The 12817-nt window shown below is 65.1% G+C and carries 19 protein-coding genes; 10 read left to right on the top strand and 9 right to left on the bottom strand.

The window, feature by feature from the left end:
- Positions 1 to 7: 7 nt before the first annotated feature.
- Positions 8 to 1612 (bottom strand): ParB N-terminal domain-containing protein, encoded by a 1605-nt coding sequence (locus tag FOS14_RS22130; RefSeq protein WP_143773028.1) that lies wholly within the window; start codon positions 1610 to 1612, stop codon positions 8 to 10.
- A 175-nt stretch (positions 1613 to 1787) separates the two neighbouring features.
- Here FOS14_RS22130 and FOS14_RS24865 point away from each other — a divergent pair, with 175 nt between their 5' ends.
- The gene (locus FOS14_RS24865; protein WP_185981891.1) at positions 1788 to 2033 is read left to right on the top strand and encodes a hypothetical protein; all 246 of its coding nucleotides are present in this window, start codon (positions 1788 to 1790) and stop codon (positions 2031 to 2033) included.
- A gap of 76 nt (positions 2034 to 2109) precedes the next feature.
- On the opposite strand, the gene FOS14_RS22135 is transcribed toward FOS14_RS24865, so the two are convergent.
- Positions 2110 to 2565, bottom strand: coding sequence for a hypothetical protein (locus tag FOS14_RS22135; protein ID WP_143773029.1), 456 nt, complete (start codon positions 2563 to 2565; stop codon positions 2110 to 2112).
- 405 nt (positions 2566 to 2970) lie between these two features.
- Between FOS14_RS22135 and FOS14_RS22140 the strand changes: the two genes are divergently transcribed.
- The gene (locus tag FOS14_RS22140) at positions 2971 to 3174 is read left to right on the top strand and encodes a hypothetical protein (RefSeq protein WP_143773030.1); all 204 of its coding nucleotides are present in this window, start codon (positions 2971 to 2973) and stop codon (positions 3172 to 3174) included.
- Between the two features lie 217 nt (positions 3175 to 3391).
- On the opposite strand, the gene FOS14_RS22145 is transcribed toward FOS14_RS22140, so the two are convergent.
- The 4 genes from FOS14_RS22145 to FOS14_RS22160 all read right to left on the bottom strand — a co-directional run bounded on the left by FOS14_RS22145 (position 3392) and on the right by FOS14_RS22160 (position 5175).
- Complete coding sequence (locus FOS14_RS22145) at positions 3392 to 3625, bottom strand: hypothetical protein (RefSeq protein WP_143773031.1); 234 nt, start codon at positions 3623 to 3625, stop codon at positions 3392 to 3394.
- Positions 3626 to 3947: 322 nt separating this feature from the next.
- Positions 3948 to 4166 (bottom strand): hypothetical protein, encoded by a 219-nt coding sequence (locus tag FOS14_RS22150; protein ID WP_143773032.1) that lies wholly within the window; start codon positions 4164 to 4166, stop codon positions 3948 to 3950.
- Entirely contained in the window at positions 4163 to 4585 is a 423-nt protein-coding gene (locus FOS14_RS22155) for a DUF2218 domain-containing protein (protein ID WP_185981892.1), read from the bottom strand. The genes FOS14_RS22150 and FOS14_RS22155 overlap by 4 nt, the downstream gene beginning before the upstream one ends.
- Complete coding sequence (locus FOS14_RS22160) at positions 4558 to 5175, bottom strand: class I SAM-dependent methyltransferase (protein ID WP_143773034.1); 618 nt, start codon at positions 5173 to 5175, stop codon at positions 4558 to 4560. Before FOS14_RS22160 ends, FOS14_RS22155 begins: the two co-directional genes overlap by 28 nt.
- Positions 5176 to 5248: 73 nt before the next feature.
- Between FOS14_RS22160 and FOS14_RS22165 the strand changes: the two genes are divergently transcribed.
- The 3 genes from FOS14_RS22165 to FOS14_RS22175 all read left to right on the top strand — a co-directional run bounded on the left by FOS14_RS22165 (position 5249) and on the right by FOS14_RS22175 (position 6689).
- Positions 5249 to 5851, top strand: coding sequence for a TetR/AcrR family transcriptional regulator (locus FOS14_RS22165; protein WP_143773035.1), 603 nt, complete (start codon positions 5249 to 5251; stop codon positions 5849 to 5851).
- 132 nt (positions 5852 to 5983) lie between these two features.
- Positions 5984 to 6322 (top strand): DUF3024 domain-containing protein, encoded by a 339-nt coding sequence (locus tag FOS14_RS22170; RefSeq protein WP_143773036.1) that lies wholly within the window; start codon positions 5984 to 5986, stop codon positions 6320 to 6322.
- Between the two features lie 58 nt (positions 6323 to 6380).
- Complete coding sequence (locus tag FOS14_RS22175) at positions 6381 to 6689, top strand: hypothetical protein (protein WP_143773037.1); 309 nt, start codon at positions 6381 to 6383, stop codon at positions 6687 to 6689.
- Between the two features lie 130 nt (positions 6690 to 6819).
- Here FOS14_RS22175 and FOS14_RS25030 read toward each other — a convergent pair whose 3' ends face one another.
- Positions 6820 to 7203 carry a hypothetical protein gene (locus FOS14_RS25030; RefSeq protein ID WP_143773038.1) on the bottom strand — a complete coding sequence of 128 codons (384 nt, stop codon included), beginning with the start codon at positions 7201 to 7203 and terminating at the stop codon, positions 6820 to 6822.
- 343 nt (positions 7204 to 7546) lie between these two features.
- Between FOS14_RS25030 and FOS14_RS25580 the strand changes: the two genes are divergently transcribed.
- The 5 genes from FOS14_RS25580 (at position 7547) to FOS14_RS24875 (ending at position 10655) form a co-directional block, all read left to right on the top strand.
- Positions 7547 to 7645 (top strand): hypothetical protein, encoded by a 99-nt coding sequence (locus FOS14_RS25580; protein WP_370512280.1) that lies wholly within the window; start codon positions 7547 to 7549, stop codon positions 7643 to 7645.
- Between the two features lie 43 nt (positions 7646 to 7688).
- Positions 7689 to 8018, top strand: coding sequence for a hypothetical protein (locus tag FOS14_RS25335; RefSeq protein WP_255450521.1), 330 nt, complete (start codon positions 7689 to 7691; stop codon positions 8016 to 8018).
- Positions 8019 to 8883: 865 nt separating this feature from the next.
- Positions 8884 to 9294, top strand: coding sequence for a metalloregulator ArsR/SmtB family transcription factor (locus tag FOS14_RS22195; protein WP_143773040.1), 411 nt, complete (start codon positions 8884 to 8886; stop codon positions 9292 to 9294).
- Entirely contained in the window at positions 9291 to 10364 is a 1074-nt protein-coding gene (locus tag FOS14_RS22200) for a cation diffusion facilitator family transporter (protein ID WP_143773041.1), read from the top strand. The genes FOS14_RS22195 and FOS14_RS22200 overlap by 4 nt, the downstream gene beginning before the upstream one ends.
- A 150-nt stretch (positions 10365 to 10514) precedes the next feature.
- On the top strand, positions 10515 to 10655 hold the full coding sequence (locus FOS14_RS24875) for a hypothetical protein (protein WP_185981894.1): 141 nt from the start codon (positions 10515 to 10517) through the stop codon (positions 10653 to 10655).
- 89 nt (positions 10656 to 10744) lie between these two features.
- Here the strand turns inward: FOS14_RS24875 and FOS14_RS22205 are convergent, their stop codons facing one another.
- Entirely contained in the window at positions 10745 to 11494 is a 750-nt protein-coding gene (locus tag FOS14_RS22205; protein ID WP_370512281.1) for an O-methyltransferase, read from the bottom strand.
- A gap of 176 nt (positions 11495 to 11670) precedes the next feature.
- Positions 11671 to 12438 (bottom strand): amino acid hydroxylase, encoded by a 768-nt coding sequence (locus FOS14_RS22210; protein WP_143773042.1) that lies wholly within the window; start codon positions 12436 to 12438, stop codon positions 11671 to 11673.
- Between the last annotated feature and the right edge of the window lie 379 nt (positions 12439 to 12817).

The raw sequence follows: 12817 nt of genomic DNA on the forward strand, positions 1-12817 counted from the left end.
CACTGGATTAGCTGTCGGTACTGGTGTCGTGCAGGTCGTCGGCGGTCAGGTCACCGGTGGCGACCTGCTCGATGGGCGAGAGGTTGTAGCCCAGCGATTGCAGGAAGTGCAGGTACCTGCCGGTTTGCGCCTGGTAGTAGAAGCCGAGGCCGGTATCGGTGCGCCAGCAGTCTTTTCCGGTTCGCGATTCGAACGCGGCGAGTACGAGGGCCAGGGTGACCACTTGGGCGCGCGCCGGGGTCGCCCCGGCCAGGTAGTCACCGACCTGCGACCGCGACAGCCGGGCGGTGTCGATGCCGAGCAGTTCGGCGGCGGTGTCGATGGCCTTGTTGCCGGTGAGCAGTCCCGGTTCCGCAGCCAGGGATTCCGCGACGAACCCGGCGGCTTCGGTGGGCGGGGTTTTCCGCGCTAGCAGGGCGGTTTTCAACCATTCCCGCCGTGTGGCGAGTGCGGCCGCGCCGAGTTTGTTGAACGCGATCACGCGGCGACGCTGTGCGCGTTCGGCTTCTTTGCGTTCGGCGTCGCGCTGCGCCGCCGCCTCTGCGGCGTCCTCGCTGTCACCGCTGGTCGCGGTGACGCGCTCGGCGCGGCGTAGTCCCAGCGCGTCGGGTGCGCGGGTGTAGAACTCCGGGATCCAGGCGTCGGCCACTTCGACCTGGTTGACGTGGTAGTAGCCCTCGGCGGGCTCGGTAGCGTCGTCGTCCTGGGTGGACCAGTCCACCCGGTCGGGATCGACCGACTCGCCGGTGTCTTTGAGAGTGACCTGCCCGCCTTCTTCGAACACGAGCCACACCGCCCACCTGCCCGGGTCGGTTTCGACGTGCTCGCCCACGGTGGCAGGCTCGCCGTCGGTGGTGGTCAGCGATTCCAGATGCATCCAGCCCTGGTCGTCACCGCTGGTTTCGGGGTCGGTGGCCAGCACCGTATATCCCTGCTCGGCCCAGCTTGGGCCCGCTTCGGCGCGGGCGGCGGCGAGGCGGGCGGCGGTGTAGGCGAAGCTGTAGCGGGGCGCGGCCAGCAGTTCGGCCACCGCCGCCTCGTCACCCTCTACCTCGAAGGCGGCGACCACCGCGGCAGCCTCGAGGTCGAGCTGCCCGGCATCCAGCGCCTCGCGGGCGGTGGCGGATTTGCCGACCTTCGCGGCCTTCTTGAGTTGATCCGGGTTGACCTGCAAGGCCTTTTTGATCTTGGTCTGGGACACACCAAGGTCGAGCATGTCGGCGATGGCTTTGGCGCGTTGGCCTTCGGTGAGTCCGGTACGGCGGTCGTTGGCCTCGATCTGGGTGACGATGCGCGCGAAGCCGCGTTCTTTGTCGCTGGTGGTGGTGTCGGTGGTGACCATGACCGGGATCGACGCGGCACCGGCATCACGGGCGGCCAGGGTGCGGCGCTGGCCGTCGGTGACCCGGATCGATCCGTCGCTGTAGCGGGTGGCGGAGACGGCTTGCAGCACGCCGTGGGTGGCGATGCTGGTCACCAGTGCCGCCCAGTCGGGGCTGTCGGTGTCGACGTGATCGCGCACATTGGCGTCGATATCGAGCACTGCCGGGTCGATGTGCAGCAACTCGACGCCGATCGCGTTGCTGGTGGTGGTGGTGTTGTTGTTGGTCATCGGGGTGTCTCCTTGTCGTGGTGTACTAGTTGGTGAGACACCGGGCAGCTAGGGACTGTCCGGTGTTTTCGCTTACCGGGGTTCGGCGGCGAAGTGGGTTTCGACGGCGCGTAGCAGGGCGCGTAGTTCGGCGCCGGTGGTCGCGGCTGTGGCGGCGAGGTAGGCGCTGATCGCGATGGTGTTGCCTGCGGTGTCGGGGGTGTGTTCGGTGTCGGCGCGGTGGGCGGCGGCGGAAGCGGTCGCAGCAGCGGCGGTGTGGCGCAGCGCCGCGCAAATGGTGGCGATGGTGGGGGTGTGTCCGTCGCTGGCGGTGCGGGCGTGGTCGAGGGCGAACCCGATTGCGGTGGCGATGGTTTCGGCTACGCGCGGGCTGTGGCCGCTGTGCCCGTGGAGGTATCGGGCGCGGCTGGCGTGTAGGTAGCGTTCGGCGGCGCTGGCTTCGGTGGGTGGGGTGTCGAGATCATGGTGCGCTCCTTCCGGTTTCGAGGCGGCGTGTTTCAGTGCAGGTGGTAGTCGTGGACCTTGACGGTGGCCGGGGCTCCGAGGGTGTCGGCGACCTCGGCGGGTAGCGCGGCGCGGTGGTTTCCGGCGGCGTAGGCGTTCGGGCGCAGCGTGTATTCGCCGGTGGCGGGGTCGCTGATCGCGGGGTGCAGGTACCAGGTGGTGCCGGTCGGGCGGCCGAGGCCACCGAAGTGGTAGCTGGTGACGCGGTGGCCGGTCGTGGGGTCGATGTGGAGGATGGGGGTTGCCCAGGTGACCGACACCAGACCGAACAGCGCCGGATCATGCAGGCCGAGTTCGTCCGCTGACCGCGCTGCGTGGAAGCGGATCAGGGCCGAACCGCGGTCGGGGTGGTGGGGGAAGGCGTGAATGTAGCCGACGATGAGCGCGGGCCGGGTGTCGATGGTGATGCGGTATCCGCTGGCTCGCAATGTTTTTGCCGTGGTGTGCATGGCGTGCTCCCAGTTTCTCCGGGGCGGTCCCTGCGCTCGGTCCCGCCTGTTGTTTTGCCCTTCTGGCAGCGAAGATTTGGGCCGGGAAAGGGCCGCGGAGTGCAACTGGTGAGCGCGCAAGTTTTCCCGCCGCGCGCCGCAGGCGAGTGCGGGTGGCGGGAAAAGTTGCGCGACCCGTCAGGGCCGGGAGGTCACCGGTTGCGCGCAGCGGTCCACCGGCCATAATCGGAGGCCAGAAGGGCAAGCAACACACTGCTTTTCACAGCAGCGCCGCCCCTCGTCGGGGCGGTGCTTCATTTGTGCGGTGAGCGTGCCGAGCCCGCACCGCCGCAGGCGGGGCCACCGCGTCAGCGCCGAACACCGGCCGCGGACTGCGTGTCGGTGGACTGGGGCATAGTGGCGGTCATGACCAGTGCCACACCAGTTTTCCAGGCATCGCCGATGGACGTGATGCTGGTGCTGCTGCGCGGGCTCGCTGCTCGCGGCGAACTCGACCCGACCGCGGCGGCAGGGGCGGTCGGTGGTGATGGGTGGGAGTCGACTGCGCCGGGTGGTGAGCCTGCGGGAGCTGCGTTTGCGCGGGAGGCTTGTTTGCCGCGGCAGCTCTGAATTGCATGCCGTAGCTGGCGGTGGCCGACAGCCGGACGGTCTTGTCATCACTTGGATGTCGGACTTGGGCGCGCGCCGGCAGGGCTGTGAGCGCCCCCACTCAGTTTGGTATGGATTTCAGGATGGGGCGTTGTCCGCCGCCTGGTCGCTGGTTGGCGAGTGTTCGCAGCAGCTCTGCGTCGTCGGCGAGCTTGGCGGCGATTCGGTTCGGATGGTTTCACTCGCCGCCGGCGGTAGTGGTGCGCCGCCACGCGGCGGTGTCGAGGTGGCGTGCCGTGCGGGTGAGCGGCGCGGGTGGTAGCGCAACGCGGTCGCTGTCGTCGTCGCGGTCGCGGGCGAGGAATCCGGTCGTGGACAGCAGAGCGCACGCGGTTTCGAGTTGGACGCGGTGGCCGTGCTCGAGATGCGGGGCCAGGACCCGCCAGCGGCGCAGCACCAGTTGGCGCTGCACGTCGCTGCGCTGGGCCGAGTCCGCCGATCACGGGGCGCCGGGCGCTTTCCGGCGGCTGGGGCAGCGATTCGCCCCGGGCCCGGCGCGCCTTGGGCGCGGCGAGTTTGTCGGCATCGATCTTGGTGGGCGGCCCCAATGCGCCCGGCGCTGCGGGCCGCGGCCAGGCCGTCAATCGGCCGTTGCGCTCGCGGCGCTCAGAGCCGGGGCCGCTGTTGGCATTGCGGCGGTCGCCGGAGGTCTGTCCTCGCGCGTTGATCCTGGACAGGCGGTCAGCGGCTGCAGACGGCCGTCATGCTGTGTCGCGGCCCGCGCAGCGGTGAGTTTACGTCCTCGCGCGGCGCCTCCTGCGCCTAATCACGTACGTCGCGCCGAGGACGAGTAGTTTCGCGGCGACCAATCCGGCGGGGAGGGCCAGCGACCAGCCCCAATGACGAATCAGAAATGCGGCCGCGCCCACGTGGACAGTGACCATGGCGAGGACAGCGATCATGACAAGGGCGGATGTGGTGGGCAGTGCACGGATCGAGTGCCGCGCGTTCATGGCCGTGTTTCGTTTGCGCGCGTGGGGTTTTTGGTGTCGACGGGATGCCATTCGAGGCGGAGTTCGTCGCGGCTGAAGCGGCGGATGTCGTTGTCGACGATGTCGCGAATGCGGTGCAGGGCCGCCTGATCGTCGGCTTCGATTCGGATGCGCAGGGCCGTGTCGTCGGCTTCGAGGTCGCATCGGCCCCACGGGTCGAAGGTGACGGTGCCGGTGGTGTCGGTCCGGGACGCGTCCAGCCGGATCTCGCCGCGGGTGACCGCGGTGCCACTGTGTGCGCGGAAGCGGTGGCCGCGGCTGCCGCCCATGGCGGCGGCGTGTTTGCAGAACTGGGTCAGATACCGGCGCGGCCGGTCGGTCTGGACCTGGGCTTCGAGGATCGCCACGGCGGTCACTTCCTGGTGAGCGCGACCAGCCACGCCGCGACGCTGCCGGGATCGCCGTTGATCTCGATGACCGACGGCTCGATGGCGTCGATCTGCCAGCCGGTGGCGAAGGCGGCGGTGATCTCGTCGCGGGAAAGCCGGTGCGGCCCCCACTGGCGGGTTTCGGCGTCGCTGAAGCCGAGCAAGAAGTAGCCTCCGCCCGGCCGGATGACGGCGTGCAGGCTGTCGGTGTAGCGGGTGCGGTCGGTGCCGGTGAAGATGTGGAACAGCCCGCTGTCGAGCACGGTGTCGAACTGTTCGCCCAGCTCCGGAAGCGCGCACGCGTCGTGGCGGACGAACCGGGCCACGAGTCCGCGTTCGCGCGCCTTGCGCTGCGCGGTGTCGAGGGCGTCGGCGGACAGGTCGACACCGACGGCGTCGCAGCCGAGGCCGGCGGCCAGTAGTGCATGTTCGCCGGTCCCGCAGCCGGCGTCAAGGACTCGACCCTGGAGGTTGCCGGCGGCGGCGAGGCTGGTGAACGCAGCCTGGGGCCGGTCGATGTCCCACGGCGGTTTGGTCATGTAGAGGTCGTGCGGGCTGGTCGCGGGGTGCCGTGGATCGAGCGAGTGGGCGGGTTGGGGCATCGGTTTCTCCTCTCTACGCGCCGCGACAGAATTTATCGATACATCGTGTCTATGGTCAAGAGGTAATGTATCGATGCTGGTCGTCGTGTATTGTCGAGTGGTGCCGAAGTTGTGGAACGAGACGATCGACGCACATCGCCGCGAGGTGCGCGACGCGATCCTCGACACGACCGCGGCCCTGGTGTTCGAACACGGACTGCGCGCGGTGACCATGTCGCAGGTCGCCGAACATACCGGGATCGGCCGGGCGACGCTGTACAAGTATTTCCCCGATATGGACGCGATCCTGCACGCCTGGCACGCCCGCCAGATCGACGCACATCTGCGGTTGCTTACCGAAACCAGCGATGCCCCAGGCGATCCCGGGCAGCGACTGGCTGCGGTGCTGACCGCCTATGCGCGGATCGCCGCGACCGCGCGCAGCCACGACACCGAAATGATCAAGTTCCTGCACCCCGAGCAGCAGGTCCTCGACGCCCAGCAGCGGCTGCGGGCCATCGTCGAGCGACTAATCGCCGACGACGCGGCCGCCGGGCGGGTCCGCGCTGACATCTCGCCGGCCGAACTGGCGAACTATTGCCTCAACGCCCTCACCGCCGCAACCGTGCTGACCACCGACGCCGAAATCGACCGACTCGTCGACCTCACGCTCGACGCCCTACGCCGTCGGGGCTGAGGGGTCTTTCTCAAGCCCCCGACAACGACCCCGTATCGACGTCGCGCTCATAGACCTCCAAGAACGCCGCTGCGGCAGTTCGTGAACGTGCGTCACCTGCTTGGTCGGTATGGCTTCTGCGATGCTAACCCGATGGCCGTGCCCGAACTCGATGTCGCACGCGTGCAGCGATGGTGCCGAACGCGGGTGCCCGATCATGCCTTACATCAAGTGCGCGTCGAATGTGATGTCGCCGCAAGGCATCTGACCATTGTCGAGAGGCGAGCACCGTGGCACCAAGACTTCGGACCGGACTGGACCAGCTTCCCCATCGCCCGCCTGCGCTTCACCGCCGCCACCAAAACCTGGACGCTGTACTGGCGAGACCGCCACCTTCGCTTCCACCTCTACGACCTGCACCCTGCCTCGGCCCACGTCGAGGCCCTGCTCGACGAAATCGAGCGTGATCCGACCTGCATTTTCTGGGGGTGACCCCGATCCGGCGACAGCCACCTGCACTGGGTGCGGCGGGTTCGGTAGCGTGCACCTGGTGGGATCCAAGGCCGAACGTCGAGCGGCCCGCGACCTTGTCGCCGCCTACCACCAGAGATGCCTCGGTGAACTGCTCGAACACGTCGCTGCCGCGATCGACCGCTACCGCGTCGGCGAACTCGACGCCTTCGAGGTCGACCAAGAAATTCACCACTACCACCGTGCCGCCCAACGGCTCTGGAGCTTCTGCCAGCAAACCGGCGCCCACGCCGAATCCACCGCTCACCTCATCGAGGACATGGCCCGCACCGGCGACACCATCGACTGGTGGCAACGCGCTCAACCGCAGCCCCGCGACCACCCCTGACCACGGTCGATGTCACCGCCAGGGTGGTGTCGGTGTGCGCCCGGGCGACATAAAGAAATACCTCGGTTCGGCTCGCCACGTACGGGAAGCGATCGCCAACAACGGACCGCGACGATGCGGGGCAGCTAGCCTAGCGCCGGTCGCCGCGAAGAGAGCGATCCGACGAGACCGCGGATCGGCGCCTGGTCCGGTCGTAGGCGCGTGCTTCCCACCAGAACACCCCGGCAATGGTGGCGACCGCGCTGACGCCGACGACGGCGACCGAAGCGGTGACCACGGCGACCAAGTTGATGATCATCTCGCCCCCGTCTCCATACCTCGTTTCGTCCCTTTTAATGACCCTAGGCTCGTATTGCTTGCAATTGCAAGCAATACGAGCGGTCGGTGTTCCAGCGGGTCTGACTTCAATGTCGCCGATCGTCGGCTCGGCGATCCGACGGATCGGGATGCCGTAGAGCAGTAGGATCAGCGCGGCCATGCGCGTGGGCAGGATTACGTGGTCGGCTTCGATCACCGAACGAATGAGTTCGAGCCTGTGGAGCGATGGTGCCAATGGTGTCTGTTTTGGGGTGCGGTAGCCGGTTCGGAACGGCTTGGCGATACCCGTTTTCGTGCGAGGAGTGGAGGTATTCGCAGATTCTGCGAATAACCAATTTACTACCGGTACCGTTGCATATTCGATTCGGTCATATTCGCCTGAGAGCTTGACTGCTGCGGTCGCACTTGCCATGGTTTGGTGAGGTGCCCCCGAGTCCGCAGTCGTCGAGCCGCGGTTCTCCTAGTACTCGGGGTTTCGCGTGCACAGGTTCACGGAGCCCACTCCGGTCCCTTCTAGCGTCGACATCATCTCCGTGTTCGTGGAGAACTGGGAGATCGAATGTTGCGGCACCCCGCCGGTCACTGGATTTGCCGCTACTTGGACGCTCGGATTCAGAGAGGCGGAGTCAACCTTTTAGCGGTCGCCTCCTGAACGGCGCACGTTGGGAACCAACCACACGAGTGGTCACAGCTGGCGGCATCAACGCCTTCTGGCCCAATGCCCAGAAGATCGCACCAGAGAAGGCGCGTGGGTACTTCTGGGGAACGCTTCACGGCGGACCGGACCTGGGTGAAGTCGCGCCCACGACCGGCAGCGTCGTTGGCGTGCTGTTGCAAACCATCGAATACCGAAACGTTGCCGGGATTTGGCAACCCGTGGCAGGCACCCAGACCCTGCGTCGCGTCGAACGCAGCCCGAAGTGGTTTTCGCATGACCCGCGCACTAGCCCCTATATAGAGACCGGTGTCGTGGTGGAACTAGCGGTGGAGCGATCGGACGCTTCTCGGTGATCGATGTACCGACTCCAAGGTTCGACAGCCTGATGCATCATGCAGTGGTTACATTGACATAATATCTGTTATCGGTATAAAGTGATCAGAAGATGGCGAGTTGATCAACGACGTCGCTGTGGCGGAAGGTTCGACTGTGCCGTCGCGGCGGGTTTACGTGTCGGTGTCGGGTCGCTGCGGCAATATCGGTGTCAGAGGCGCCGGCTTGCACGCGTGGCGCCGAACGGAAGCATCTCTCGTGCGAACTCCCGATTATCGGTCATGGCCTTACGGTAAGCCACCACCCCGACATTTCGGGTCGTACCCGGCCTTCCTCGTAGCGTCACGGTGACAAAAAGTGGAGCACATGATTCATGGCCCGATGGCAGAACCCGTGTGGAACATCTTCCTGTGCGACGACTGCCTGCTCACCAGCGCTCCAGCACTACGGCGCGAGGCCACGAAGATAGAGAACCCCGTCAACGCACACAAGGCCGGTATCGCGACCGGCCTCGCGGTAGAGCCAGGTGCCGCAATCACCCAGGAAACATGCTCGCATCGATCGAGTCGTGAGTGTTCTCCGGCATGTCTTACCGTGGTCGGCCTCGTGAGTGGAGCGATCGGGCGGCTGCACCACTCGAATCCTCCGGTGGATCGTCGGCGGCGGGTTGGTCGTGATCGCGCTGGCTGCGGTGGTTGGTTTGCCGGTTCGCCCAGATGAGCAATGATCCGTCGTCCGCCGCGCCTCGGTCGGTCCTTCTCGCCAGTTTCCGGCCATCGTCAGTTGGACGTTCGTTGCCTGATGGGTAGGTCCCTTCGACACCCTAAAGGCATGGATAGCTTTGAATGAAGTTTGTCGATGGGTTCCATCCCTTATTATTTGCGTATGAATGCAGATACCGGTGGATCGTGTCAGCGGGTTCTTGCCGACGACCAGGTCCGTCTTGTGGTCGAGGTGTTTCGGATGTTGGCGGACCCGACGCGGGTGCAGATGTTGTGGGCATTGGCGAATCGGGAGATGTCGGTCAACGAGTTGGCCGATCATGTCGGTAAACCGGCCGCGTCGGTGTCGCAGCATTTGGCGAAACTGCGGATGGCCCGGTTGGTCCGTACCCGACGTGACGGGACGACGATCTTCTACAGCCACGAAAACGATCATGTCCGCCAGCTGGTCACCGATGCCGTCTACAACGCTGAACACGCAGGTCCGGGTATTCCTGCGCATCATCGAAGCAGTCGCGACCTTGCCGAGTTGCATGACCGCGCACCAGTAGCTCGAAAGGTTGAAAACCTATGAGTCGCAATGCTACTCATCGCCAGTCCCCGATCGGGCACGGGCACGGGCACGGGCACGACCACGACCACGACCACGACCACGGGCACAGGTCAGGCATGGTCGGGGTGATCAAGGAAATTTTTGCTCCGCACAGCCATGACGCTGCCGACAGTGTCGACGATGCTCTGGAATCGAGCGCCGTCGGCATCCGCGCGGTCAAGATCAGCCTGGTCGGACTGGGGGTCACTGCCCTCGTGCAGGTGGCGATCGTCGTCTTGTCCGGGTCGGTGGCCCTGGCCGCCGACACCATCCACAACTTCTCTGATGCGCTCACAGCGATTCCGTTGTGGATCGCTTTCGCGCTGGGCCGCCGTCCGGCAAGTCGCCGCTACACCTACGGCTACGGCCGGGCCGAAGACCTCGCCGGACTGTTCGTGTTAGCGATGATCACGATGTCGTCGATCATCGCCGGCTACGAGTCGCTGCGGAGATTGATCCACCCGGTTGCGATCGATGACCTCGGCTGGGTCGCTGCAGCCGGTTTTGTCGGGTTTATCGGCAACGAACTCGTCGCGCTCTTCCGCATCAGGGTCGGGCGCCAGATCGGTTCGGCCGCGCTGGTCGCCGATGGCCTGCATGCCCGCACTGACGGGTTCACCTCACTGGCAGTCGTTTTCGGTGCCGGCGGTGTCGCGCTCGGCTATCCGATTGCCGACCCGATCGTCGGGCTACTGATCACCGTCGCCATCCTCATGGTGTTGCGGACCGCCGCACGGGATGTGTTTCGTCGTTTGATGGACGGTGTCGAACCGGAATTGGTCGACACGGCCGAAAACGTGCTTGCCGCTCAACCGGGCGTAGTCGGTGTGCGTAGCGTCCGGATGCGCTGGATCGGCCACCGGTTGCGCGCCGACGCCGAACTCGACATCGATCCTCAGGTCAGTCTCGGCGAGGGCCACCGCATCGCTCACGACGCCGAACACGCGCTTACCCATGCAGTGTCCAAGCTCGATTACGTTCTGGTGCATGCGTATCCGGCCCATAACGAGGCTGGTGGCGCAGCGGTCGGTGAGGGCAATCTCCACCCGTGATACGCGCGCCGTCGGGCATGTCGTCTTCGATGGTTGGCGTGTCAGCCTCGTTGGAGGCCGGCGTTATTCGGTGCCGCTGTACCCCGGCCATCGACTGTCAGCAGTTTGCTCGGCACGGGGGGCGAATGCCGCGAGCCGATGGATGGACAGATGAACTTGTCGTACACGGTGGTGGAATGTGTGATGCCATGCATGGCCATGAGCAGGCTGGCCAGCATCATCGCGAATGTAATCGCACTGCAGCTGAACCCGACGAGCAACAGTGCCGTGGCGTGTGATGCGCCGCTGTGACGCAAGGGCATACGCGCGGACCTGGGTGGTGAGATCAGGCGTGGTGCAATCCAGCGAAGCTGGGAATCGCGGTGATAGCGCTGTTCGGATCAGCCGAGGTAGGTCGATTCGAGCACGAGGTCCTTTATTAGCCTTTGATATTCGGCGTGCGATTGGTGTTCGCGGGTGTGCCAGTCGACGCCCTCTCGGCGGCGCATAAATTCTCGATACTGCGGTACGCCAGGGTATTTGATGTTGTCTGCCACCACAACCGAACCTGCGTGCAGCCATTTCTCGTCGAGGATCCGGTGCAGATCGGGCAGATATTCTGCCTTGTCGTGGTCGAGGAAAACGAAATCGACTGTGCCGGGTGCGAAGTCGTATTCCTCACGAAGTGTGCCGAGGGTCTTTCCCTGGTCGCCGAACGTTCCGACGATCACGACGACGCGCTCGCCGATCCCGGCATGGTCCCAGATCCGCCGGGCGACTACGGCGTTGGCCGGATTGAACTCGATCGAGTACAGAACAGCATCGGCGGGCATGGCCCGCGCAATCCGCAATGCGCTGTACCCGCAGTAGGTGCCCAGTTCCAGCAGGCGCCGAGGGTGCGCGGCGACGACGGCGCGATCGAGGATCTCGCCCTTCTCGTCACCGACGTTGATGAGGTACTTCTTGGCGTAACAGAACTCGTCGATCGCTCTGATCGCGTCGTCGATGTCATTTCTGCGAGCATGTGCGCACACGTAATCGGCGAGGGCTTGTTCTCGGCCGTCGCCGACCTGCCAAGTGGCACCCATGTGGCGAAGTCCGAACAGGAACCGCAGAAACGACCATCGCAAAACAATGACCGGTTTGCCGATGGACTCATTGACGGCGACGGCCGAACTGATTGCCGCGATGGCCGCCAGCACCGAACGCGGCAGCCGCAGCCCGAACAATCGTGATCGACGTGCGGCCAGCAGGATTGTCGAAGCGACCGACACAGCTGCGGCGATCGCAGCAGAATGCCGCCCTGGACCTCGCGCGACCGTGCCCATTAGTCCGCGCTGACGAGTGTTCGGACGAAACGCCGTACCTCGTTCATCATGTGGCCGACCGAATCAGCGACGAACAAGACCGGCTGACACACGCTGTCATCGATGTCGCAGGCGATGACATCCTCGGCGCGGAACTCCCGTAACTCGGCGTTGGCCATGTTTTCCATTTCGGTCATCGAGGACAGTATCGCCGCACCGCACGCTCGGGGTCGCCCCTTCTCGGCCACGACGCCGACTTCCATGGTGAACCAGAACAACCGTCCGATCGCCTTGCTGACATCGTCGGAGGTGGCGTGTTTGGCGGCGCGTCCGAACCATCGATACATATCTGCGAATTCTGGATCGGCAAGCATCACTGCGTGTCCGACCAATTCGTGGATTACGTCGGGCTGCGGCGAAAACAACTGCTCCGTCACCGGTCGCACGTCGGGGGTCGACTGCAGGATGCCGTCGGCCAGCGGCGCAAAAAACAGCCGACCGGAGAGGGCGCCCATCGCCGGCGCAAGCTCGAAACCGGTCAGAGACCCAAGCGTGCTCGACACCTCACTCAGCTGCGGGACCCGGTCGGCGGGTAGCGCGACACGTCGCCCGGCAGACTGGTAATGCTCGCAGCTCAGCTGTTCGTGCATGTCGCTGAGCGCCCCAAAAACGCGCGCCCACAGCGCATCCTCATCGCTGCTGTAGACGAAATCGGGCAACGGCCGCCCCAGGCGATACCGGCGTGACAGGCGCTCACGCTCGGCTCGGACGTCGACACAAACCGTCATCCCCACTACATCCTCTCGAGCGATTGCCCATCACGTCACAGCTGCGGACGAAACAATCGCCGACTGGTTGCCCGAATACCTCGCCGCCGCACACTGCAAACGAAACCTAGCGGACGCCGGTGAAATCGGAGACCGCCCGATGTGCACTGATACCGTGCGGGTGCGGCGCCTCGTCGCCGCCGATGCAGGGGACACAGACACCCTCCCGCTTCAAGTTATCGCTACCGCCAGCTACTATCGTGCTTAGTAGTTTATGCTTAGGTGCTCAGTTGTGAGGTCTGTATGTGTCCGGTCAGTTTTGGTGAAGTATGAGCGACACCCCGATCTACGACCTCTTGCTGCGCGATCTCGCTATAAAGCCAGCTGCCTCACCTGCAGC

This window comes from Skermania sp. ID1734, assembly GCF_007489285.1.
Lineage (GTDB): Bacteria > Actinomycetota > Actinomycetes > Mycobacteriales > Mycobacteriaceae > ID1734.